The organism is Fictibacillus gelatini DSM 15865, from assembly GCF_000430745.1.
Taxonomy (GTDB): domain Bacteria; phylum Bacillota; class Bacilli; order Bacillales; family Fictibacillaceae; genus Fictibacillus_A; species Fictibacillus_A gelatini.
The window spans coordinates 59,938-82,069 of record NZ_KE387233.1; the positions used below are offsets into that span (position 1 = coordinate 59,938).

At 41.9% G+C, this 22,132-nt stretch carries 25 protein-coding genes; 18 read left to right on the top strand and 7 right to left on the bottom strand.

From position 1 onward, the window contains the following. The first annotated feature begins 11 nt into the window (after positions 1 to 11). From H538_RS27010 to H538_RS0121340, 3 genes are all read left to right on the top strand, one after another. Entirely contained in the window at positions 12 to 146 is a 135-nt protein-coding gene (locus H538_RS27010; RefSeq protein ID WP_281172211.1) for a hypothetical protein, read from the top strand. Between the two features lie 120 nt (positions 147 to 266). Continuing rightward, on the top strand, positions 267 to 1,058 hold the full coding sequence (locus H538_RS0121335) for an NUDIX domain-containing protein (RefSeq protein ID WP_026679306.1): 792 nt from the start codon (positions 267 to 269) through the stop codon (positions 1,056 to 1,058). Between the two features lie 65 nt (positions 1,059 to 1,123). Then, the gene (locus H538_RS0121340) at positions 1,124 to 2,590 is read left to right on the top strand and encodes a nicotinate phosphoribosyltransferase (protein ID WP_026679307.1); all 1,467 of its coding nucleotides are present in this window, start codon (positions 1,124 to 1,126) and stop codon (positions 2,588 to 2,590) included. Between the two features lie 22 nt (positions 2,591 to 2,612). On the opposite strand, the gene H538_RS0121345 is transcribed toward H538_RS0121340, so the two are convergent. Continuing rightward, the gene (locus H538_RS0121345) at positions 2,613 to 2,852 is read right to left on the bottom strand and encodes a hypothetical protein (protein WP_026679308.1); all 240 of its coding nucleotides are present in this window, start codon (positions 2,850 to 2,852) and stop codon (positions 2,613 to 2,615) included. 175 nt (positions 2,853 to 3,027) lie between these two features. Here H538_RS0121345 and H538_RS0121350 point away from each other — a divergent pair, with 175 nt between their 5' ends. The 3 genes from H538_RS0121350 (at position 3,028) to H538_RS0121360 (ending at position 6,144) form a co-directional block, all read left to right on the top strand. Then, on the top strand, positions 3,028 to 3,282 hold the full coding sequence (locus tag H538_RS0121350; protein WP_026679309.1) for an HPr family phosphocarrier protein: 255 nt from the start codon (positions 3,028 to 3,030) through the stop codon (positions 3,280 to 3,282). 621 nt (positions 3,283 to 3,903) lie between these two features. Beyond that, a complete protein-coding gene (locus H538_RS0121355; protein WP_026679310.1) occupies positions 3,904 to 5,850 on the top strand; it encodes an endonuclease MutS2 in 1,947 nt (648 codons plus the stop codon). 15 nt (positions 5,851 to 5,865) lie between these two features. After that, entirely contained in the window at positions 5,866 to 6,144 is a 279-nt protein-coding gene (locus H538_RS0121360; protein ID WP_026679311.1) for a hypothetical protein, read from the top strand. Here the strand turns inward: H538_RS0121360 and corA are convergent. Both corA and yjcZ read right to left on the bottom strand, forming a co-directional pair. Continuing rightward, on the bottom strand, positions 6,113 to 7,069 hold the full coding sequence (corA, locus tag H538_RS0121365) for a magnesium/cobalt transporter CorA (protein ID WP_026679312.1): 957 nt from the start codon (positions 7,067 to 7,069) through the stop codon (positions 6,113 to 6,115). The two genes, H538_RS0121360 and corA, sit on opposite strands and share 32 nt — an antisense overlap. Positions 7,070 to 7,193: 124 nt before the next feature. Then, the gene (gene yjcZ / locus H538_RS0121370; protein WP_026679313.1) at positions 7,194 to 7,400 is read right to left on the bottom strand and encodes a sporulation protein YjcZ; all 207 of its coding nucleotides are present in this window, start codon (positions 7,398 to 7,400) and stop codon (positions 7,194 to 7,196) included. Positions 7,401 to 7,688: 288 nt separating this feature from the next. Here yjcZ and H538_RS0121375 point away from each other — a divergent pair, with 288 nt between their 5' ends. Continuing rightward, positions 7,689 to 9,014: a S8 family peptidase gene (locus H538_RS0121375; protein ID WP_026679314.1), complete on the top strand. Its 1,326-nt coding sequence runs from the start codon at positions 7,689 to 7,691 to the stop codon at positions 9,012 to 9,014. Positions 9,015 to 9,147: 133 nt separating this feature from the next. After that, a complete protein-coding gene (locus H538_RS0121380; protein WP_026679315.1) occupies positions 9,148 to 9,705 on the top strand; it encodes an NADPH-dependent FMN reductase in 558 nt (185 codons plus the stop codon). A gap of 10 nt (positions 9,706 to 9,715) precedes the next feature. Here H538_RS0121380 and H538_RS0121385 read toward each other — a convergent pair whose 3' ends face one another. Further along, a complete protein-coding gene (locus tag H538_RS0121385) occupies positions 9,716 to 11,158 on the bottom strand; it encodes an aminotransferase-like domain-containing protein (protein WP_035351907.1) in 1,443 nt (480 codons plus the stop codon). Between the two features lie 114 nt (positions 11,159 to 11,272). Between H538_RS0121385 and H538_RS0121390 the strand changes: the two genes are divergently transcribed. After that, positions 11,273 to 11,899: a LysE/ArgO family amino acid transporter gene (locus tag H538_RS0121390; RefSeq protein ID WP_026679317.1), complete on the top strand. Its 627-nt coding sequence runs from the start codon at positions 11,273 to 11,275 to the stop codon at positions 11,897 to 11,899. A 66-nt stretch (positions 11,900 to 11,965) separates the two neighbouring features. Further along, positions 11,966 to 12,427 (top strand): GNAT family N-acetyltransferase, encoded by a 462-nt coding sequence (locus H538_RS0121395; protein WP_026679318.1) that lies wholly within the window; start codon positions 11,966 to 11,968, stop codon positions 12,425 to 12,427. Positions 12,428 to 12,463: 36 nt separating this feature from the next. Here the strand turns inward: H538_RS0121395 and H538_RS0121400 are convergent, their stop codons facing one another. Then, positions 12,464 to 13,015, bottom strand: a complete 552-nt coding sequence (locus H538_RS0121400) for a short-chain dehydrogenase (protein ID WP_035351910.1) — start codon at positions 13,013 to 13,015, stop codon at positions 12,464 to 12,466. Positions 13,016 to 13,374: 359 nt separating this feature from the next. On the opposite strand from H538_RS0121400, the gene H538_RS24745 reads away from it, so the two are divergent. The 6 genes from H538_RS24745 (at position 13,375) to H538_RS0121440 (ending at position 19,472) form a co-directional block, all read left to right on the top strand. Continuing rightward, positions 13,375 to 13,572: a hypothetical protein gene (locus tag H538_RS24745; RefSeq protein ID WP_051291617.1), complete on the top strand. Its 198-nt coding sequence runs from the start codon at positions 13,375 to 13,377 to the stop codon at positions 13,570 to 13,572. Further along, positions 13,572 to 14,114 (top strand): GrpB family protein, encoded by a 543-nt coding sequence (locus H538_RS0121410; protein ID WP_026679320.1) that lies wholly within the window; start codon positions 13,572 to 13,574, stop codon positions 14,112 to 14,114. The genes H538_RS24745 and H538_RS0121410 overlap by 1 nt, the downstream gene beginning before the upstream one ends. Before the next feature lie 941 nt (positions 14,115 to 15,055). Then, positions 15,056 to 15,613, top strand: a complete 558-nt coding sequence (locus tag H538_RS0121425; RefSeq protein ID WP_026679323.1) for an isochorismatase family protein — start codon at positions 15,056 to 15,058, stop codon at positions 15,611 to 15,613. A 443-nt stretch (positions 15,614 to 16,056) separates the two neighbouring features. Further along, positions 16,057 to 17,388 carry a hypothetical protein gene (locus tag H538_RS0121430; RefSeq protein ID WP_026679324.1) on the top strand — a complete coding sequence of 444 codons (1,332 nt, stop codon included), beginning with the start codon at positions 16,057 to 16,059 and terminating at the stop codon, positions 17,386 to 17,388. Positions 17,389 to 17,496: 108 nt separating this feature from the next. Next, positions 17,497 to 18,615 (top strand): mandelate racemase/muconate lactonizing enzyme family protein, encoded by a 1,119-nt coding sequence (locus tag H538_RS0121435; protein WP_026679325.1) that lies wholly within the window; start codon positions 17,497 to 17,499, stop codon positions 18,613 to 18,615. A 41-nt stretch (positions 18,616 to 18,656) separates the two neighbouring features. Continuing rightward, positions 18,657 to 19,472: a GNAT family N-acetyltransferase gene (locus H538_RS0121440; RefSeq protein WP_026679326.1), complete on the top strand. Its 816-nt coding sequence runs from the start codon at positions 18,657 to 18,659 to the stop codon at positions 19,470 to 19,472. Here the strand turns inward: H538_RS0121440 and H538_RS0121445 are convergent. Both H538_RS0121445 and H538_RS0121450 read right to left on the bottom strand, forming a co-directional pair. After that, positions 19,463 to 20,878, bottom strand: a complete 1,416-nt coding sequence (locus tag H538_RS0121445; protein ID WP_026679327.1) for a class III lanthionine synthetase LanKC N-terminal domain-containing protein — start codon at positions 20,876 to 20,878, stop codon at positions 19,463 to 19,465. The two genes, H538_RS0121440 and H538_RS0121445, sit on opposite strands and share 10 nt — an antisense overlap. A gap of 14 nt (positions 20,879 to 20,892) precedes the next feature. After that, positions 20,893 to 21,240 (bottom strand): hypothetical protein, encoded by a 348-nt coding sequence (locus tag H538_RS0121450; protein ID WP_026679328.1) that lies wholly within the window; start codon positions 21,238 to 21,240, stop codon positions 20,893 to 20,895. A 232-nt stretch (positions 21,241 to 21,472) separates the two neighbouring features. On the opposite strand from H538_RS0121450, the gene H538_RS0121455 reads away from it, so the two are divergent. Both H538_RS0121455 and H538_RS27195 read left to right on the top strand, forming a co-directional pair. Next, positions 21,473 to 21,832 (top strand): hypothetical protein, encoded by a 360-nt coding sequence (locus tag H538_RS0121455; protein WP_051291618.1) that lies wholly within the window; start codon positions 21,473 to 21,475, stop codon positions 21,830 to 21,832. Positions 21,833 to 21,908: 76 nt separating this feature from the next. After that, the gene (locus tag H538_RS27195) at positions 21,909 to 21,995 is read left to right on the top strand and encodes a putative holin-like toxin (RefSeq protein WP_407636419.1); all 87 of its coding nucleotides are present in this window, start codon (positions 21,909 to 21,911) and stop codon (positions 21,993 to 21,995) included. The last annotated feature ends 137 nt before the right edge of the window (positions 21,996 to 22,132 follow it).

A 22,132-nucleotide genomic window follows, 5' to 3' on the forward strand; every position in this document is an offset into this window, starting at 1 on the left:
GGTGTTATATAATGCCAGGCAACAATAATGAAAAAACAATTAAACAGCATGATAAACAAAATCATAATAAGGGAATCCCGAAAGGCACATTTGCTGAACCCATCTCAAATGCTGCCGACCAACTAAAAACGAGAGGCCAAAAATAATCATGTTCAACACGCTCATCGGTATACCGGTGAGTGTTTTTTATGAAAACTGTTGCAAATTAAAAAAGATGAATGTATAATGTAATTATTAATTAACAAATTGCTAATTAGGTGATCGAAATGACAAAGAATGAAGAAGCATTAAAGCATTATGATTCCAGTAAATATGTAACACCTGATGGGTATACAAGCGATATTGCGGTGTTTACGATTGTAACTGAGCCCGTGAAAGAGGAAGGAAAAGCTCCGCCAAAGCGAACGTTGAAATTGATGCTGATTCAGCGTTCTGAGCTGAATAGTGAAGGGGAGCCAAATATTGAAGGCGGTAAGTGGGCATTGCCCGGCGGTTTTGTCCAGCCGGATGAAACAGCATATGAGGCGGCCATTCGCGAACTTTCGGAAGAAACCGGAATTGACCAAATTCATTTAAAGCATTACGGTGTTTATGACAAACCCGGCCGCGATCCGCGCGGATGGATCATTACGAATGCGCACTATGCGATTGTAACGGAAGATTTCCTTGGAAAAAGAAAAGCAGCTGATGATGCAAACGATGTCAATTTATTTACATTGGAAGAGGTTTTTCAATTAGAACTAGCTTTTGATCACAGAGAAGTGATCCATGATGCGATTGAGATGATTAAAAAAGACATGGTTCAAACGACGATCGCGAAAGGCTTTTTGCCTGAAGAATTTACATTATCCGAATTAAGGGACGTGCTGTTAACCGTTAGTGATGAGCCGTATATAAAAGAAAAATCGATCTTTTTTAGAAAAACGCCGACGTTGCCGTTTATTGAACTTGCGGTAGACCGTGAAGGAAATCCAAAGACGACAAGACGGAATTCATACCGGCCATCGAAGCTTTACCGGTTTACTGATAGCGAACCGATCGCATCCATCTACACGTAAAGGCAGGAAAATTTACCGGGCGGTAGTTAAATACTAGGGGAGAGAATCATTGGAGGATGATAGACATGAATCATAAATACAATGATGACAGTTATGCACTTCATACGGATCTTTATCAAATTAATATGGCGGAAACTTACTGGGCGGATAATTTTCACAACCGGAAAGCTGTATTCGACCTTTATTTTAGAAAGCTTCCGTTTGGGAACGGGTACGCGGTGTTTGCCGGGCTCGAGCGGATTATCGAATATTTGAATGGATTTCGCTTCAGTGAAAGCGACATTAACTATTTGCGCGATCTAGGGTTTAAAGAAGACTATCTCGCTTACTTAAAGGCGTTGAAGTTCACGGGCAATGTGCGGGGAATGCAAGAAGGAGAACTTGTTTTTAACAATGAGCCCATTCTCCGGATAGAGGCTCCTCTCGCAGAAGCGCAGCTCATTGAGACAGCTCTTCTTAATATTGTCAACTACCAGACGCTGATTGCAACAAAAGCTTCCAGGATTAAGCATGTTGCCAAGGATGAAGTCGTCATGGAATTTGGAACACGGAGGGCCCATGAATTTGATGCCGCCATCTGGGGTGCGAGGGCCGCTTTTATCGGCGGATTCGATGCAACGAGCAATGTAAGGGCTGGTAAAAAATTCGGTATTCCAGTTTCAGGAACGCATGCCCATGCGATGGTCCAGGCGTATCAAGATGAGTATACCGCGTTTCATAAGTACGCCGAGCGGCATAAAGACTGCGTATTTTTAGTGGATACGTATGATACGCTCCGTTCAGGTGTTCCAAACGCTATTCGCGTGGCGAAAGAGTTAGGCGATAAAATTAATTTTATCGGCATTCGCTTAGATAGCGGAGACCTTGCGTATCTTTCAAAAGCCGCCAGGAAAATGCTCGATGAAGCCGGTTTCACAAAAGCAAAAATTATTGCATCAAGCGATCTCGATGAAACGACGATTATGAACTTAAAATCCCAGGGAGCTAAAATCGATAGCTGGGGAATCGGCACAAAACTTATCACTGCATACGATCAACCTGCACTTGGTGCAGTCTATAAATTGGCGGCAATTGAAGACGAGGATGGAAACATGATTGACACGATTAAGCTTTCTTCTAATCCAGAAAAAGTGACGACACCGGGTCAAAAGAAAATTTACCGGATCATCAATTTGATCAATCATCGCTCAGAAGGGGACTATATTACGCTTGAAGATGAAGACCCGCAAAAGGAAGAAAAGTTAAAAATGTTCCATCCGATCCATACGTACATTAGTAAATTCGTAACGAATTTTGAAGCGAAAGAGCTGCATAAAGACATCTATGTCAATGGCGAATTAGTTTATGAATTGCCTGAGATTCACGAAATCCAGCAGTATGCAAACGACAACCTGGCACTTCTCTGGGATGAATACAAACGCTATCTCCATCCAGAAGAATATCCCGTCGACCTCAGTCAAAAATGCTGGGATCATAAGATGGCAAACATTAAAAAAGTGAGGGAGAAAGTAGAGGAAATGCAAAAAGGATAAAAGGCGGGGGGAGCCCGCCTTTTTACCATTGGCTCATTTCATTGCTGCCGTGGTATTTGTTTATAAAAGCAGTTACACTTTCATTTTCGAAAAAGAAGGGTTCGTTTTCATATAACCATACCTGGTACGTGCGGTAATCTTCATCAAAGTTCCCGGAGTAGAAACGCTTTACGACTTCGTTCGTATCCGTGTCGATCAGTACAATGCCACGATAAGAAGTTAAATCAGGCTTATCATAATCACACGCTACATAAAATGGCATGTTACAAAACCTCCTTTAAAAGATTTTCAAAAAAACAATCATATTATGGAACTTCCAGCATAAAAATGTTAGTTGTGTAAGCGATGACGACAGTTTATAAAATTACTCATATTTACTATGCCCTTAAACTGGAGTTGCTAGACTAACAATAGAAAATCGAAGGAGTGTCGCACGAATGAAGACCTATTTTCTTGTATTCAACAAAATGAATGCAAAAAAATTGCGAGAAATTGTCAAAGCGGCGAATGAATTTGACCAATGCCAAATTTATATCGAATATAAACAAATGAAGATGAATGCGAAAAGTTTGTTAAGTGTAAGTTTGTTGCTAGGGAAACAAGGATTGTATTGTATATATGCGACAGGAAAGAATTGTAGAACGGCCCTGGAATCGTTAAGGGCAATCTGTACAGAAGAATATGCTTTATGAATTCGACTATAAAACAAGAATTCCTGCAAATAATTTAAAAAAAATGTCACCTTTTTTTCTTTTTTGATCAACCGCTTTTGACGATATGGGCGGATGTTCAATTATAGTATGAAATGAGACCCAGGTTGGTGAATGGCCGGGGTCTCATTTGTTTATTTTCAATCGACAGTTGACGTAAATGCATTCTTAGCATATAATGGTAAAAAATGAAAGGATGGTGTGTTTGTGAGCGTTGTCGTTCTTAACTAACCGAATTGGATAGCAGTAACAAAAAGTCAAGGATCATTCATTTCCGTGCAAAAAACCGTCGTTTTTCGGGTTTGTTTGTCATGCGCTTTTTGTTACACCAACTAGTTAAGAACAGCGGTCAGCATACAAAGCCATCATTATTGATTTCTCTTGATGAAACCGTGCTCTTGGAGTGCGTTTTTTTATTGCTTTAAAAGAGGCGGATTTTTCAGGGAAAGTGTGGTCTTTCGGGCAGGGATGACGATGTTCATCTTTGCCCTTTTTGCATTGTATGCCCTGGCCTCTGTTGAAAGAGGGAGGGGATAGTATGTCCAGATGATTCAATGTCATTGAACATCAATCAAACACGATCAAACTGAGGAGGAGACCACATTGAACGAACATACATTAAAGATGCTTGAATTTGATAAAGTGATTGAACATTTAAAGAGTTTCGCGCAAAATGAAATGACAAAACAAAAAATTGAAAAGTTAGTGCCGCACACGGATCTTTCGGTCATCGAAACATGGCTGAATGAAACGTCAGAAGCAAAAGCGATTATTGAAAAAAGCTCAAGTGTGCCGATCGCCAATTTGAACGGAATGGAGCATGTGCTCAAACTTGCCGAAAAGGGAATCAGCCTTTCACCTGAACAGTTGTCTTTCATTTTTGATTTGCTTGAAAATGTGGAGCGGCTGCAACGGTTTATGAAAGATAAAGCGTTTCTTGCCCCGAATGTATCATCATATGCTTATTCGATGTTCCCTCTTCCTGAGGTCAAAGAGGAGATTCATAAATGCATCCGGAATGGACAGGTGGACGATAATGCAAGCAAGTCGCTCTCTAAAATCCGGAAAAAAGCGGGGATCGTTGAAGAACGGATTAAATCAAAGCTTGAGAGTATTTTAAAATCATCTTCTTATCGCAATATGATGCAAGAACCGCTCATCTCGATGAGAGACGGGCGTTACGTCATCCCGGTAAAAAATGAATATAAGCGCAACATAGACGGACATATTCTCGATCGGTCCTCAAGTGGGGCGACTGTATATATGGAACCGCAGGAAGTGAGAAAGCTGCAAACGGAATTAAATATGTTAAAAGCGGAAGAGGAAATCGAAGTAGAAAAGATATTAAGCGGGCTGACAGCTATGGTTGCGACTTATCATCGGGAACTTACGATCACGATGGAAGCGATGGTCCATTATGATTTTATTTTCGCAAAGGGGAAATATAGCAGGGCCATCCATGCGAACCCGGTAACCCTCAACCATCAACACAAAATTGAAATCCGGGCTGGCAAACATCCTTTATTAGTGGAGAAAGCCGTGCCGCTGGATTTCTCATTAGGGAAAGACTATCAGGCGCTCATCATTACGGGGCCGAACACCGGAGGAAAGACAGTCGCCATTAAAACGGTCGGACTTCTTGCATTGATGGTACAGTCTGGATTGCATGTTCCCGCAAGCAAAGGAAGCGAATTCAATGTGTTTTCATCGGTTCTTGTCGACATCGGCGATTTGCAGAGCATTGAACAGTCCTTGAGCACCTTTTCGGCCCACATGACCAACGTCATTTCGATAATAGATGAAGCGGGACCGAATACGTTAGTCATTATGGATGAGCTAGGGGCGGGAACTGATCCGGCAGAAGGAATGGGGCTTGCGATCTCCATTTTAGAGGAACTTTACCGCAGTGGCGCCATCATTTTGGCAACGACTCATTATAGCGAAATGAAAGAATTTGCCAAAAATACGCCAGGGTTTGAAAATGGATCAATGGAATTTGACGTAGAAACGCTGCGGCCGACGTATCGATTAATCATCGGAAAAGCCGGGCAAAGCCAGGCCTTTTCAATTGCCTTAAAGCTTGGGATGGAATCAAAAATTATCGAGCGTGCCCACGAAATAACGTATAAAGAAGTGAAGGGCTATCCAACTGAAACGCCGCGTCAACTTCCCATTCGAACAGGTAATCTGCAACAAGTGAGGGAGGACGCCATAAAAAAGGCAGCCCCAGTTCGGAAAAAGAAGCCTCAAAAGAAGCAAGACGAAACTTCCTTTGCCATAGGGGACCGGGTCTATGTGCCGAGTTTAAAAACAGGCGGCATCATCTGTGAACCCGAAAACCAAAAAGGGGAATTAGGCGTTTTGATCAAAGGGAAGAAGCTGATCGTCCATAAAAAACGGTTAAAGCTTCAGATTGAAAGCAAAGAATTGTACCCGGACAATTATGATATGAGCATCGTTTTTGAAACGAAAGAAAATCGGAAGAAAGCGAAGCTCATGAACAAACGGCATGTCGAAGGGCTGACGATTGACCGCCCAACCGACGAGTAAAATAAGCTACCCGAAATGGCGGATAGAGCACCTGAATTGGCGGATAGAGCACCTGAAATGGCGGATAGAGCGCCCGAAATGGCGGATAGAGCGCCTGAAATGGCGGATAGAGCAGCTGAAATGGCGGATAGAGCACCTGAATTGGCGGATAGAGCATCTGAAATGGCGGATAGAGCACCTGAATTGGCGGACAGAACATCAAATTGGCAGCAAGAAGCCATGAGGAGATCAAGCACCTCATGGCTTTTTGCTAAACATCATATTAATCTTTGCCGAACCATCCTTTTGCCTTAAACCATGCATACATCAAAAAGCCGATGATGAGCATGACCCCCAGGATGATAAAGTAACCATAATGCCAGTTCAATTCCGGCATATTTTTGAAATTCATGCCGTAAACGCCGGCAATGAACGTGAGCGGCATAAAAATAGTCGTAATGACCGTTAACGTTTTCATAATGCTATTCATCCGGTAAGACGTCAGCGATATATAACTGTCCCGAAAATCGGCGGTTACCTCTCTGTTTGAATCCACCATATCGGCTAATTTAATCAGATGGTCATATATATCCTGGAAGTACGCCCGTTTTTCATCTTGAATGATAAAGCGTTTTGACTCTAATATCCGATAGAGTAAATCCCTCATTGGGACGACGGAATGCCTTAATTGCAACAAGTCGCTTCTAATTTCAAACACTTCTTTGATTAACGCATCTAATGATTGGTTTTTTGATTTTTTTTCGATTTCATCAAGCCGGTCTTCAATGTCATGAACGATCGGGAAGTACGTATCGACTAATTTGTCCATGATTTTATAAACGACTTCCATTGGACTTGTTTCAACCGGGTTGGGATCATGCGAAAAAAAGTCCCATGCTGCATTGATCTCGGATAAATCGTCAAAATGAAACGATACGACATAATTTTCTCCAATAAAGACATCCACTTCGCGAAGTTCGAGCGTTTCGGGATGTATAGAGTGAATGACAAGAAAATTATGATTGCCATAGTATTCAACTTTCGGCCGTTGAAGAAAGTGGAGACAATCTTCAATTGCTAAAGGATGAAAATGGAAATGGCTCTTTAACAGTAAAGCTTCTTTCTCATTGGATTGATGAAAATCAACCCAATACCACGCAATGCGTTCATCATCAAGAGAATTCAGCGGAACATCGGTCAATATTTCATGATCTGTTGTTACAGCAAGTGTACGAATCATAGTTCTCCTCCTACCTAAAAGTATAGACGCAGTCTGACTAAAATAACAGCATGAATAAAATTATGTAAGCAAAAAAGGTTTAAGCTAACAGCTTAAACCTTAATTGATCTGTCCAGGATTAGTATTAGCAGCTGGACTCGGTACCGTCAACTGCACATCCTCCCCAGTTCACGCACCAGCAAGAACATCCGATGATGATTAAGAGGATGAAGAGTACTACGATTAATGCAAATCCGCCAATTCCTCCTCTACCGTAACCATAACCAAACCCGCCGTAACCTAATCCCCCATAACCTACTGGTCCTCCATATAAAGGTGCATTCGCGTACATACTATATCTTTCCTCCTTCTGAATACTTTGAATAACTTTACTTGACTACGCTACAGTATATGTATTTGTCTTGGGTGAGTCTGGACGTTTACCCAATTTGGGTAGATTTGGGCTATATGAACGTCCCGACTTTTTGCGACAATCGTCCACTTATCCGATATAAAGCGCATCGGCTTGTCACTTTCAGAATAAAGAAAAACTTTTTTAGTAAGGGCATAGTCAATCACCGTTTCTATTAACCTATCAACCCATAAACTGTAGAAACCGATAAAAAAGGAGTTGATAGGATTGTTTCACTTTTCATTAATTCAAATGGCAAGACGAATGAGGCATAAGCTGGATGATCATTTAAGAAAACAGTTTATCGATTTTTACCGGCCATTTAAATGGGTTCCCCGTTTTATCCATCGTTCTATTGAAAATCTATTAAAAAGTGTGAAAACGTACCCCGTCATCATCGAGTTCGATGAAAAAGAGGAGTTGACGATTTTAGGAAAAACAGAAGTAAAAAACAAAATCAAAAAGCACTTTCGCTGCCGGGTACGCCACGAATTTGAAAATATGTCAAGCTGCTCTGCAAGACTGAATGGAAAATTGATCGAAAAACTATTAACAAATGAAGCGTTTTGTGTGAAAAAGATTTATCATGATCGAAAGGTGCACGCGCTGTTGGATGTCGCTTCCCCTGCTTTAGGCGTGCCAGAGCTTCAGGAAGATGGGTACACAGGTAAAGGAATTACGATTGCGATTGTAGATACTGGCATTTATCCGCATCATGATTTGACACTTCCATTAGACCGCATTGTAGGGTTTAAAGATTTCATCAATCATAAAAAAACTCCATATGATGATAACGGACATGGCACCCATTGTGCCGGCTGTGCCGCAGGAAATGGCTGTTCATCACAAGAAAAATATAAAGGGCCTGCCTACGAGGCCAATCTTATCGGTGTAAAAGTTTTAGATAAAAATGGATCTGGCCGTATTTCTACGATTATTGCAGGGATTGATTGGTGCATCTCAAATCGGCCGACCATCAATATTATATCGATGTCGCTTGGTGGACAGGCTACAGTCCCAGCAAAGGAGGATCCGCTCGTAAAAGCTGTTGAGTCGGCGTGGGATAACGGGATTGTAGTTGTTGTGGCGGCGGGCAATGAAGGGCCTGCCGAACGAACGATTTCAAGCCCCGGAATAAGCCCGAAAGTGATTACGGTTGGGGCTCTTGATGATGCGAATACCATTGGCCGTTCCGATGATGCGGTTGCTTCCTTTTCAAGCCGGGGGCCAACAGTAGACGGGGAGGTAAAACCTGATCTTGTCGTTCCAGGTGTCAATATCATTTCTCTCCGATCACCTGGATCTACCATTGATTGTTCGGAACCTGACAGTCAAGTCAATCAATACTATACTTCTTTATCCGGAACATCAATGGCAACGCCATTATGTGCAGGCGTCATTGCATTATTGCTTCAGAAGGAACCCGATCTCACGCCAGATGAAGTAAAAGACCGGTTGACTGGCGTTTGTGAAGATCTCGGGGTCGATAAGAACGTTCAAGGACATGGCTATTTAAATGCCGCGAAGCTTTTTGATCAAAGAATTGATAACTAAACGGCTGCTTATATCGATTTTTCCGTAAAGGGAAGAATCGTTTTTTTTATTATAAAAGGCTACATAGTATGTTTTTTAGGGTGAAATTGATAAGATAAAGGTGATGACTTTAACCAGTAGGAGATGATGAATGATGAAGATCATGGTCATTAACGGAGGGCCACGTGCGGTTTCAAGAACAAGAGGGTTAGCGTTGAAGGCAAAGGAACTTTTGCAACAGCATAACATTGAAATTTCCTATTTTGACTGTGGAACAGATCAGCTTCCCTTGTATAACGGAGAGGAGTCGCAACGTGAACACCCTGTCGTTAAAAAGCTCTCGGATGAAGCGAAGGAAGCGGACGGCTTCTTTATCTGTACCCCTGAGTATCATAGCGGAATGAGCGGTGCGTTAAAAAACGCCTTCGATTTTCTTGGAGGGGATCATTTTTCCAAAAAACCGGTCGCTATTGCTGCAGCCGCTGGGGGAGGCAAAGGCGGAATCAATGCGCTAAGTAATTTAAGAACTGTCATTCGCGGCGTCTACGGTCTCGTTATCCCGGAACAATTTGTTGCCGATCCAATTTGCTTTAACGAGTCGAAAGAAATTGAAGATGAAGGAACGATCGCCCGCATTGACGTGATCGTCAAAAGTTTAATTGAATACGTGCAGTTACTTACTGTACAAAAGGAAAATAAAAAGCTTGGGTAATCCCAGGCTTTTACCGTTTTTTTATGATGGTTGACAATAGTTGCAGCCCTTTTTCTAAATCAGAAGCGGAAGCATACGAATACGATATTCTTAAAAATTGGCTGGCATGAACATCGTATACATTGCCCGGATTGAGCAAAATTCCGTGTTCCATTGCTTTTTTAAATAGTTCACGTGTGTTTATTTTCGGCAAGATGCGCAGCCATATATAAAATCCGCCTTTTGGTTCATTCCATTCCGCTATTTCCGAAAAGTGGCGGTTTAATGTCTGTAATGCGATTTGCCGGCGCTCCTTTAACTGTTCGCGCACTTGCGTAAGGTGTTCTTCATATAAACCGGTAGAAAACCATTCGGCCGCCACCCATTGGGAGAGGGAGCTCGAGCCGTAATCCGTTTGCATTTTTATATCCGCCAAACGGCTAATGACTGCTTCCGGACCTACGACCCAGCCAATTCTTAACCCGGGGCTCACTGTTTTGCTTAAGCTTCCTAAATATAAAACTGAACCGCTTTGGTCAGAAGCCTTTAACGGCTCTGGCCCTTTTTCATCCAGCCATAAGTCCCCATATACATCATCTTCAATGATCGGAAGCTGTTCGTTCCGGCATACTTCCAAAAGTTGCATTCTTCTTTCTAGTGACATAACGGCGCCGGTCGGATTATGAAAGGACGGTATGGTGTAAAGGAGCGCCCCTGCATGCGATTTTTTATAGTGAGGGATGAGGCTTGCCTTAATCCCGTCCTCATCCATCGGAACCCCCTCTAAGTTCATCCCGGCGGATTGAAAAACATGAAGCGAGTTCAAATAAGAAGGTTTTTCTAGCAAAATGGTTGAGCCTTTATGCAGGATGCCGAGGCTGATCAGCTGCAATGCCTGCAGGGCGCCGGAGACGATGAGAATCGATGAAGGGGAAGCATAGATCCCTTTTGCTCTCAAATAAGAGCTAAGCTGTTCCCTGAGACGGATGGATCCTTTTGGCTCCTCGTAGCCGAGCTGCGGCAGGCGATTATACGATTGCCCGATGATTTGCCCCATGAATGCCACAGGAATCAATTCAGGGGCGAGCTCTCCTGTTCCTAAACGAATGAATGCCGGGTCAAACTCGGCGCGGTTGATTTCCTGGATGGTCGGCAAATTCGGCGGATGGATCCCGGCTTCGACATAGGCGTTCCAATTGGGTGGCGGTGCCAGAGTCATGAGGCTCCATGTATTGTTGATGACTTTCGTCCCGCCGCCGCTCCTTCCTTCAATTAACCCTTCCGCTTTTAATTCTTCCAGCGCCGTCACGACGGTGCTCCGATTGACATTAAAGGCGGCCGCTAGTTTGCGCTGTGTGGGGATTTTGCATCCAACCGTCCATTCGCCCATCATAATTTTTTCTTTCATGTAATCAACAATTTGCTTATGCAGGGGTATGGATGAATGTTTATCAGGTTTCCAATTCAACATCATAGAGCACCACATCCTTTTCCTTATTCTATAACTTGGTTGGTTGAAAATCCATCCAATTGGTTGGAGACTATTTTATTTTCAGGACTTAGAATGGGTGAAGAAGGGGGAGAGAGAATGGAAGCTTTTATACATGGAATGATTTTAGCGTTTGGCTTAATTTTGCCGCTCGGTGTTCAAAACGTATTTGTCTTTAATCAGGGAGCAAGACAGCGTAAATTCTTTTTAGCTTTGCCGGTTGTCGTTACAGCTTCGATTTGTGACACGCTGCTTATCCTTTTAGCCGTATTCGGGGTTTCCGTCGTCGTCTTAACGGTTGATTGGCTGAAAATGGTTTTATTCGCGGTCGGATTTATTTTTCTTCTGTACATGGGGCTTGCGATTTGGCGCAGTTCTTCTGAAGGAACGGATTCGGGGACGGAGGCGGGGTTACCGCCAAAAAAACAAATCATTTTCGCGGCATCAGTCTCCTTGCTGAACCCGCATGCGATTTTGGACACCATAGGAGTCATCGGCACGAACTCGCTACAATATGCGGGATATGAAAAAGCGTTGTACACGCTTGCCACGATCATTGTTTCCTGGGTCTGGTTTTTCGGGCTGGCCATTGCGGGAAGAATGCTAGGGAAAATCGATCAAAACGGCATCGTGTTGCGAGTCATGAATAAACTTTCGGCACTTATTATATGGGGAGTGGCGCTTTATATGGCATGGCAATTGATTTCTGAAATGGGAGGCAAGTAGTTGATTTTTACGAACGTATATTCTTTGGTGTATAATATCACCAAATATATAACATGGAGGTTTTGTATGGTAGAGTTGCAGTTTTATAAACCTGACTATTTCGAGTCGCTTAAAGCGTTTAAACTGCCGGAGGAACAAGAACAATTTACGGCTATGCCGACTTCAACGTTGGAAAAAGCGGAGGGGAAGCACCCTGTCGTCATCGTAAATGAAAATAAACCGGTTGGCTTTTTTGTCCTCCATTCAAGCAGCAGAGTAAGAGAGTATACATACAATCCTCAAGCGATGCTATTAACGGCATTTTCCATCAATCACGCCGAGCAAGGCAAAGGATATGCGAAAAAAGGCCTTGAACTTCTTAGGAGTTTTATTAGTGAACAATTTCCCGGATGCAATGAGGTCGTTTTAGCCGTTAACAAACGAAATATCCCGGCGCAAAAACTATATGAAAAAGTTGGATATCAAGATACTGGCAGGAGAAAGATGGGGAGAATTGGAGAGCAATTGATTTTAAGTTTAGCTGTTTAAGAGTGTGGAGAAGCTCCACACTCTAAATTTCGAACCTTATGGACGCTTGTCCCACGGTTCGACCACGCCGACAATATGGAGCTTTTCTTTGCGGCTTATCGCTCTGATCACGCCTTCTGCGATTTCGTTATTCGTTAGCCAGCGTGAACTATCCCCATCAAGAATGAAACCGAGAATGATTTGACGATAATCACAATTTTGGGAAGTTGACAAATCAGTTCTAGGGATGCGGCTTGCGGCGCTTCCTTTAATATGAAACAGCTCCCACTTTTTTGCGGCATGACTGGAGATCGTCGTTTCAAGAATGTTCATTCCTTCAGGCGCCGTAGAATGGATCCAGGCAACCGCAATATCTACCGGGCCATTTTTCTCAATCGTTTTATTTAATTCTGCCTTGAATTTTTCTCCATCATGATAGTCAACGGAAATCGGTGTTATCTTTTCACGACATCCTGCCTTTTCGGCTAACGCTTCTAATCGGTCTTTACTTCGTCCGATCACTGATACGTGATAATCTTTTTTCTCCAGCCAGAGGCAAACCTTTTGCAGCATTCCCGTCCCGCCGACAACAAGCGCATGTTTTCTCATAAAATACCTTCTTTCTTTTATTCATTTAGAAAATAATTCTTGAAAAAACGCAAAAATCCTCCAATTAAAGGAGAACGGTTACAACGTGGAGAATTAACCAGAAGTACTTTTATATTTACTATTATTCGTGGGAGATGTTGAAAAAAATGATTTTCTCTTCATGATATGAGGTGTTTGAAGATGAAAATAACCGATACAACGAAATCGTTTTTGGAACTTTTTCATTCTAATAAATCAGCTACGATCGTTGAATTGCAACAGTACCACGCAGAGTATCCGGAAATCTTTCAAACTTATTTTAATGGCTATTGCCAATGGAGCGAAGAGAGGCTAATCGAGAAGACCTGGGAGAATGGTCAATGGAAAAGGAACGTGAATGGTTTCGCTTAAGTGGCGGGAAGCATTTTGGTTATAATCGTCTCGGTTACTTCATTGGGAACGAGTACATCAAAACGCGAAACCGATCGATCAAGGAAACGATGACGTTCTGGGTGGAAGAGAGTTTGCAGAAGGACATCCAAAATTGGCTGAGATTATGTCGGAAAGGGGCAGGTTAATGACAAATAAACGTAAAGTTGAAGTTGTTTCGTACAATCCGGAATGGAGAGAGAAGTTTGAGATCGAGGCGGAACTGCTCAATGGAGTCTTTCAAGAGGAGTTTATTCGTGCCCACCATATCGGGAGCACATCTATCTCTGGAATGAGCGCGAAACCAATTATCGATCTATTAATAGAGGTTCAAAATATCGAGCAGGTAGATTCGTACAATACGTTAATGAAAAACATCGGATATGAGCCAAAAGGGGAAAACGGAATACCGGGTAGACGATATTTTCAAAAAGGCGGAAACAACCGAACGCATCATGTCCATATTTACAAGCATGGCCATCCCGAGGTCCAGCGGCATTTGCTCTTCCGCGATTATATGATTGCACATCCTGAAGAAGCTGCTGCTTATGGAGATTTAAAAAGCAATTTGGCAAAAAAATATTCGTATGATGTTGAAAGCTATATTTCCGGGAAGGATGCTTTTGTAAAAGAAATGGATGAAAGAGCGAAAAAATGGAAAGAAAGGATTGGAAGCTGTAAGACGAAATAAATCGTTACAAAGTTGAACGGTGTTATCGCTGTCCGTCTTTCAATACGTTTTCCTTCAGTTTTGGCAATCTTCTTACTGTTATAATGACGAGCTCTCTAGGACAAATTTTCACCTTTGGTCGAGGCCACTGAAAAAGTCCAAGAAATTTTCAAAAATGCTTTTTCCTAAAAAATACATCCCCACTTTGGTAAGCGAAATGCATTGTAAACATGATGCTATCCCCCACTTCCTAAGTGAAAAATACTGTTTTTTTGGGTTTTGGTTTTTCAAAAATTTTAGTTTTTTATTAAAAGGAACTTTTTCAGTGGCTTCCCTTTGGTCCTCATTTTTGTCCTTGAGGCGGGTTCTATTGGACATAATTTCATCTCAGGGGGAGGTCACTGAAAAAGTCCAAGAAATTTTCAAAAATGCTTTTTCCTAAAAAATACATCCCCACTTTGGTAAGCGAAATGCATTGTAAACACGATGCTATCCCCCACTTCCTAAGTGAAAAATACTGTTTTTTTGGGTTTTGGTTTTTCAAAAATTTTAGTTTTTTATTAAAAGGAACTTTTTCAGTGGCTTCTCTCAGGGGCTCATTTTTGTCCTTGAGACAGATTCTATTGGACATAATTTCACCTCAGGGCCACATTTTTGTCCTTGAGGAGGATTCTATTGGACATAAATTCACCTTAGGGGCTCATTTTTGTCCTTGAGACAGGTTCTATTGGACATAAATTCATCTCAGGGGCTTATTTTTGTCCTTGAGACAGGTTCTATTGGACATAATTCCGCCTACACTCCTTATTTTGTCGTATCTGTTTTCAAACCCCGGATGCCTTTTTCCTGCCGGGCTTTCGGGTAATTTTGATTAAATGAAAGGGGGCGATATGTATGGTCAATCAATTCGAAAAAAGGTTTAGAGGACAGAATACAAATTTTATAGAAAAGAGGTTTTTCTATTGAAACAAGCGTTGCTTATTATTGATGCCCAACAAGAATTAGTTGATGGGAATCATGAAGAGAAAAGTGTGTTTAATAAAGAATTATTGCTGGATAACGTGAATTTGGTCATTAATAAAGCGATTGAATCAGATGCTTTCATCGTCTTTATAAGAGATCAAGATGTTGCTGGCGGCAAAGGAGAGGGGTTTCAAATTCATCCAAAAATAAAAGTGCCGAAAGCAACAAAAATATTTGATAAGGCGGCTACAAATTCGTTTTACGGAACGCCGCTATTGAGCTTTTTAAAGGATAACAAGATTGAACATCTTGTTGTCATGGGATGTAAAACGGAACAATGTATTGACACAGCGGTTCGAACGGCGACAGTCAATCACTTTGATGTTACTTTAGTAGGCGATGGACATTCAACGACAGATTCTGTTATACTACCGGCCGAAAAAATAATAAGTCATCATAATAAAATCCTTCATGGTCATTACAATGTTGACCATTTTTCCGTTGTTCGCCTTGCACAAGAAGATTTATTTCAACCCATCCACGACAATTACCGATAATAAGCCATTTTGTCTGGTCGGAAGTTCTGGGAAGAATTAGTGGTTTCAGGCAATTAAGCGATATTATATAGCCGCATTTTCATCGAAAAAGTGCGGCTATTATTTATGAAATAGAAAACCCTTCAGACTAAGGGTTTCAAAAAGCTTTCAGTGAAAAAACTCCCCCGAGAAACTGAATATTTCTGGCTCGCCAACCTAAATATCAGCATACGGAGGATACTCATAGTTTTGCACGTACGACTGGGAAATGTAAGAATCACATCGTATTTACCATTAAGTACAAAAGACATATCATTTATGGGAAATCACAAAGGCATTAGGCACCTTCATAAGAGCACAAAAACTTTGTACTACTTGACAGAAATGTTACTATGAATTTGCAAATAAGAAAAAAAGTATTCTAAAAAGATCATTAATAGTTTAACATTATGAGGTGCAAAGAAATGATTGTCGTTGGTGTATTAGGGTCAAATCTTTTTATCGAGGCGGTTTCGAAACATTATTCTTTATTTCCTGAGGTTTCGTTTGTCTCCTATACCTATGAATCCCCACGAGAAATTAATCACTTGATCGAGAAGGCAGGAAGAGAGGTCGACTTTTTACTGTTTTCCGGAATCATCGCCTTTTATTACGGACAAAAGAAACGAGCCGAATACCCGTTAAAAGCAACCTACATCCCATTCAATGAGCTTATGGTCACCATGTCGCTATTATCCGTTTCGTATCGCGAAAAAATTCCGTTAAAAGAGATGTCGATTGATTTGCCGAATCATGATCTTTTGCACCACGTTTTAACTGAAACCGAAATTTCTGACCGGCCGCTTTTCGTAAAAGACTATCCGTGGATATATAAGATGGAGGAAGACATCCAACCATTAAATATACCCGAATTTGTCCGCTTTCACACAACGTTATATCAGGAGAAAAAAACGGCGTTTGCCTTGACGAGCATTCATGCCGTATATGAGGAGCTTCAAAAGTTGGGAATCCCATCAACCTATATGATTCAGCCGGAACGATCACTGAAAGAAGGATTGGAAAAAGCTGTTACACTGGCGAAGTTAAACAAAACGAAAGAATCGCAAATCGCCGTTATTTCGATAAAAATACGTGATTATCCAACTTCTAATGATCAAGTGTTTCGCCTTCAATTGCTGCAACATTTACACGAGATTGGAAAACGGCTAAACGCAAGGGTGTCGATGGAGCACTATCAACCGTTTCTCGTTTACACAAATCGCGGCTCACTAGAAGCAGTGCAAAACGATAGGAATTTACAGTTCATCCTGGCACTTGAGGAAAAAATAAAAGGTCCGCTCGAAATGGGTATCGGTTTCGGTTATACAATGAATGATGCCGAAAACCACGCAGCACAAGCGCTACAATTTGCAGAAAAGCATTGTGCCGAAAAAACAACCATTTTTGTTCTAGATGAAAATAAAAAGCTAATCGGACCTCTGTTTGAAAATGAAAAACAGTATGTGTTGAAAAACGAAAATCAAAACATTCAAAAGTTAGCTGAAGAGCTTAAAATGAACGCTAAAAATTTGAACCGTTTTATTGAATTTATCCGCGTTCATCAATTCCGATCGTTTTCGGCACAGGATTTGGCGGGTTACTTTGAAATAAGCAGACGTTCTGCGGAAAGATTAATCAAACGCTTTCTTGATCAAGAGTTGCTGGTGATTGCTGGAGAGGAGCAGCCTTATGATCAGGGACGGCCACGCGCTCTTTACAATATTACAGGGAAGCTAAAAGAATATACCTCCATTTAGTTTCCTGCTTGATTTTTTAGAATTTACTGTCTAATATAAAACTAAGCAATTAACGACATATAAACGACATTTAGCTTGATTGACGTTAAATTTTGAGGAGGAATTAAATTGAACATTATAAAAGCAGAAATTATTGGTATTCATTTGCCTTTAAAATCGCCTTTTATTATTTCGTATGGAACATATGAGCATATGCCATCGATCATCGTCAAACTTGAAACAGATGACGGCGTGGTCGGGTACGGAGAGGCTGTTCCTGATGAACATGTAACAGGGGAATCGTTTTTAAGCGCATTTGAAGTGTTAAAACATCAATTGCTTCCTTCCGTTATGGGAGAGAATCCTTTTGCAATTGAAAAAATCCATCAAGTGATGGACGAGCGAATCGCTGCCAATCCGGCTGCAAAAGCTGCGATTGATATTGCTTGCTACGATTTGATGGGGAAATACTCCAAACAACCCGTATACAACTTGATCGGCGGAAAGTTCCATGAAAAGCTTTCATATGCCAGAGTGTTAAGCATCGAGGAGCCGGAAGTGATGGCAGAGAAGGCAAAACAAGCGTTAGCTGACGGTTATCAATCGCTAAAGTTAAAAGTAGGGGAAGCGAATTTCCTAAAAGATATTGACCGGATAAGAAGCGTCCGGGAGGCAGTAGGAGAAGCCGTGCAAATTCGCGTCGATGTGAACCAGGGATGGGTGAACTATTCCACTGCTGTGCAGGCTATTCGGTTGCTTGAGCCTCTTCACATTTCGTGGGTGGAACAGCCAATCAAAATGGGCGACATTGACGGACTTGCTGAACTAAAAAAGAAATCTGTCATTCCGATTATGGCGGATGAAACAATACATCACGGAGGCCATCTTACTGAAATCATCAAGAAAAATGCCGCCGATAAAATCAACATTAAATTGATGAAGTGCGGCGGAATTTATCCGGCCATTCATTTGGCCAAACAGGCAGAATTTGCAGGAATCACCAGCCAGATCGGATCGATGGTCGAATCGTCCATCGGCTCAGCTGCCGGCTATCATGCGGCGATGTCAAGAAAAAATATAGAGAGCACGGAATTAACAGGACCGCTTTTATTCATTAAAGATATTGGGGACTTGCACTATTCAATTCCATTGGTCCATTTAAGCGAAAAACCGGGACTGGGTGTTCATGTCGACGAAGTAGCACTCAATGAACTAACAGTTAAAAAGGAGATTGTCCATTTGAAGTAGAAAGGATGATAAGAGAACGATTAATACGAGGGGGTATTTTTATGGGCAGAGCAGACAACATTATGATTCGTTCCCTTGAATCGGTTAAAGAGCTTGAGAAAGTAAGAGAATTAGAGTCTCTCATCTGGAGTTCTTCTGAATCGACTCCTAGCCATCAGACACTGACGGCTGTTAAAAATGGCGGCATGGTCATTGGCGCTTTTTCGGAGGGTGGCGAGCTAATCGGATTTCAGTATAGTTTCCCTGGCTTTGACGGGGAAAATGTCTACTTATGTTCGCACATTTTAGGCATTCACCCCGAGTTTCAAAAATTAGGCATTGGGGAAAAACTTAAAACCCGCCAAAAAGAAGTTGCGATTGAAAAGGGATATGAACGCATCGTCTGGACATATGATCCGCTGGAAACTGTCAATGGGCATTTGAATTTGCACAAATTAGGCGCCGTTTGTTCGACATACATTGAAAATTGTTATGGCGAAATGGATGATGCTTTGAATCAAGGGATGCCTTCTGATCGCTTTTTAGTAGAGTGGAGAATAAAGGATGAACGCAATAGAAGGAACATTAAACATGATGACCATCCTTATTTAATTCGAGTGGAAAAAGATGCAGAAGGCTTCCTTGTACCTGTCGATATGGATGTAACAAGACATGAAGAAAAAGGCTTGCTCCTTGTGCCCGTGCCGAGCAATTTTCAGCAACTGAAAAAAATGAATGCAGATCTAGCCTTATCATGGAGAATGAATTCGCGGCACGTGTTTTTACATTATTTTCATCATGGCTGGTCAGCTGTTGACCTTATTCGAAGTCCGGTCGACTCTGCTTTATGTTTTTATATTTTGGAGTGTCAAAAATAGTCTTCTTTATTGGGGGCAGAAGTTGATGTGATCGTTTCTAATCGACGAAATACTGTATGAGCTGAAGGTCTGGAATGAGGGTCAGCGGAAAGCAAACCGGCTATAATTTCTCCGGCCAAAGAGGGGATTGCTGGATTAAGCTTTTCAATTGGCTCAAGAGGGGGAGCTTTCGGCATTTGCCCGCTAAAAAGTTGGTGCATCGTAGCGCCGAGGGCATACAGATCTTCTGGCAATTGAGACTTCCCATCAAAAGGCCTTCCGTATTCCGGGGGCACATATCCTTGTGTTCCCCATTCCAAGCTGTCCGGTGATTCAACCGGGCAAGCCCCTTCAAAATCGATGGGACGAAGATAATGGTCTTTCGTTACAATGACATTCATTGGTTTGCAGTCCCTCCATACCCATCCGGCGGAGTGGATATCGTCTAACAGTTTCGCTAATTGAATGCTGTAATTAAGGGCTTTCTCAGTGGGGAGTTTCTCATCTAACAAGGATTGAAGATTAGTGCCTTCAACTTCCTCCATCGCCAAATAGTAATTACCACCTTCTTCGAACGTTGTATATACTTGAGGGACATTTACGCTGTTATAAGCCAGGGACTGAAGAACTTCGGTTTCATGCTTTACTCTCCAGTAGCCATCCCGGTTATCAAATTCGGTTTCGCCGTATTTTCGTCCCTCTTTTAAGATGCAAAGCCGGGCCGGGCTCACACTTAGATCAAGGGCGCGATAAACTCCGCCTTTTCCCCTTTGCGAGATCGCTTCATATACTAACGTCATCGTTTGAAGCGGGCTTAACGGTCTTCGTAGGTTCTCTTTCGGTTCTTTTTGAAAAGGATTTTTTACCCATGAAGGAACGGCTGCCCCGGGCCCGCGAAGGTCGGGAACAAATTGGCCTTCAGGAGTTCGTAAAGCGGGAATGAGGTTGCCATCTATGTCCTCCATTTCCATATTCCGAAATGCTCCATACCGGTAATGGACCCGGCTGCCTTCTATAAATGGGATATCGTATGGGACGGCAGGGCCGGGAAATGAGTTTGTCATGATATGCAGCTCATTCGCAAGCCAAACCGCTTCTTGATCCGTTCGAGGATAAATGGTGAGAAACTTTCCTACTTGATTAAACCCATAATATAAACCGCTGTTTAACCTTTTTAATTCTAACATTGAATGGGGAGCTTTAAAAAGAACGCCTAGATCTGATAAAAATGGGGCTACTTTTTCAAATAGATGGCATGCTGAGAGGACTGTTGCGGAAAGATGGAGCTTCCATCCCTGATCGGGTTCCTCCGGTGTAATCAGCCGGTTTTGTCTCCATATTGAATTTTCATGATGAAGGGGAAGGTATTGCTTGCAAAGGCCTTTCCACTTTTTTTCTAACTGATCATATAATAAATGCGGATTCATTATTCCATCCTCAATTAATACGTGGTCGTCGTAAATGGACCAATTGTTGTCGTTGCCGCTGTTGTGAATGGAACAGTAGCTGTTGTCGTAATCGTAACCGCCGTAACTGTTGTAGCTGTTGTAACTATCGCACTAGTTGTAACGACTCCAGCGGTTGTTATCACTGTAAACCTTCCATCTCCTGAACTATCAGGGCCTCCTAAACTGGCGAGATCTTCCGGGCTTGAACGAAAGCAATTCAAAACCTCCGACCATTCCTGATCCTCGTTCCTATTTTTGGCGTTTTCAATCACCATGGCTTTCATTTTCTCGGCAAATTCTTTATCGGTTGTCGCACGCTGTAAAATTTCATTTATATTCATTTTATTAAAAACCTCCATAACTGCAGGGCAGTTTATATAGACGAAACAGCAAAAGATGCTGCCAATTCACATCTCTTTCTAAATAGTATAATCATGGAAGGTTATCGTTGTCCGGGGGTTTGGCCAAAAAAATGCGTGTACAACTTTTGTTTACTAAAACATCCGTACTTGTCCGATTCATTTCTTATGCGAATCTCATAATCTATTAATAAAAAGTAATGAGGTGAGGGAAATGATAAGGCGAATTAACGCATGTATTGGAGATAAATTGGCTTATTGGCTCTCAACGATGGCCTGCTTTTACGTGGTTGCTGCACTTGTGATTATACCGCTTTTTTTCCAGCATCCGGACACTCTCGTAGGATGGGTTCAATATATTGTACAAAGCATCTTTCAAGGGGTGGCATTGCCTGTCCTGGGATATGTCGCAAGAATCGCCGGGGAAAACCAGGAAAAGATCATTAACGAAACGCATGATGCGGTGATGGAAGAGCTTACCCTTGTAAAGGAAGAGTTGGCTCTTGCACGTGAACACCGCGATGCATTGCAAAAACTGGCCGAAGAGTTAAAGCAACAGTTAAATAAAACGTAATTTAAAAATTATTTTATAAAATTTTGAATAGGACAAACTCTGGAGCGGACACACTAGGGGAAAGGAGGGAATTGGCATGACAGTATTTGAAACCATTTCATTAATGATTAACTTTTCAATGCTCGTTATCGCACTCCTTCACTCCAACAATAAGTCGCTCTAGGGGATCCGGTTACTTGACAAAGTGCCCCCGGGAAACAATATTCCCGGGGGCACTTTGCTGTCATTTGCTCAAGAAATGGCATTTCGAACCATAAAGGAAATTCACAGGATGGGATGGAAGAATTTACACGTCATTTC

Coding starts and splice junctions, on each gene's coding strand:
- yjcZ (WP_026679313.1), bottom strand. CDS start 7,400: ATGTACGCGAATGCACCTTTATATGGAGGACCAGTAGGTTATGGGGGA.
- H538_RS27010 (WP_281172211.1), top strand. CDS start 12: ATGCCAGGCAACAATAATGAAAAAACAATTAAACAGCATGATAAACAA.
- H538_RS27195 (WP_407636419.1), top strand. CDS start 21,909: ATGACAGTATTTGAAACCATTTCATTAATGATTAACTTTTCAATGCTC.
- H538_RS0121410 (WP_026679320.1), top strand. CDS start 13,572: ATGACAAATAAACGTAAAGTTGAAGTTGTTTCGTACAATCCGGAATGG.
- H538_RS0121390 (WP_026679317.1), top strand. CDS start 11,273: ATGGAAGCTTTTATACATGGAATGATTTTAGCGTTTGGCTTAATTTTG.
- H538_RS0121400 (WP_035351910.1), bottom strand. CDS start 13,015: ATGAGAAAACATGCGCTTGTTGTCGGCGGGACGGGAATGCTGCAAAAG.
- H538_RS0121340 (WP_026679307.1), top strand. CDS start 1,124: ATGAATCATAAATACAATGATGACAGTTATGCACTTCATACGGATCTT.
- H538_RS0121440 (WP_026679326.1), top strand. CDS start 18,657: ATGGGCAGAGCAGACAACATTATGATTCGTTCCCTTGAATCGGTTAAA.
- corA (WP_026679312.1), bottom strand. CDS start 7,069: ATGATTCGTACACTTGCTGTAACAACAGATCATGAAATATTGACCGAT.
- H538_RS24745 (WP_051291617.1), top strand. CDS start 13,375: ATGGAAAAGGAACGTGAATGGTTTCGCTTAAGTGGCGGGAAGCATTTT.
- H538_RS0121455 (WP_051291618.1), top strand. CDS start 21,473: ATGATAAGGCGAATTAACGCATGTATTGGAGATAAATTGGCTTATTGG.
- H538_RS0121385 (WP_035351907.1), bottom strand. CDS start 11,158: ATGATGTTGAATTGGAAACCTGATAAACATTCATCCATACCCCTGCAT.
- H538_RS0121450 (WP_026679328.1), bottom strand. CDS start 21,240: ATGAATATAAATGAAATTTTACAGCGTGCGACAACCGATAAAGAATTT.
- H538_RS0121350 (WP_026679309.1), top strand. CDS start 3,028: ATGAAGACCTATTTTCTTGTATTCAACAAAATGAATGCAAAAAAATTG.
- H538_RS0121345 (WP_026679308.1), bottom strand. CDS start 2,852: ATGCCATTTTATGTAGCGTGTGATTATGATAAGCCTGATTTAACTTCT.
- H538_RS0121335 (WP_026679306.1), top strand. CDS start 267: ATGACAAAGAATGAAGAAGCATTAAAGCATTATGATTCCAGTAAATAT.
- H538_RS0121380 (WP_026679315.1), top strand. CDS start 9,148: ATGAAGATCATGGTCATTAACGGAGGGCCACGTGCGGTTTCAAGAACA.
- H538_RS0121395 (WP_026679318.1), top strand. CDS start 11,966: ATGGTAGAGTTGCAGTTTTATAAACCTGACTATTTCGAGTCGCTTAAA.
- H538_RS0121430 (WP_026679324.1), top strand. CDS start 16,057: ATGATTGTCGTTGGTGTATTAGGGTCAAATCTTTTTATCGAGGCGGTT.
- H538_RS0121360 (WP_026679311.1), top strand. CDS start 5,866: ATGGCGGATAGAGCACCTGAATTGGCGGATAGAGCACCTGAAATGGCG.
- H538_RS0121445 (WP_026679327.1), bottom strand. CDS start 20,878: ATGAATCCGCATTTATTATATGATCAGTTAGAAAAAAAGTGGAAAGGC.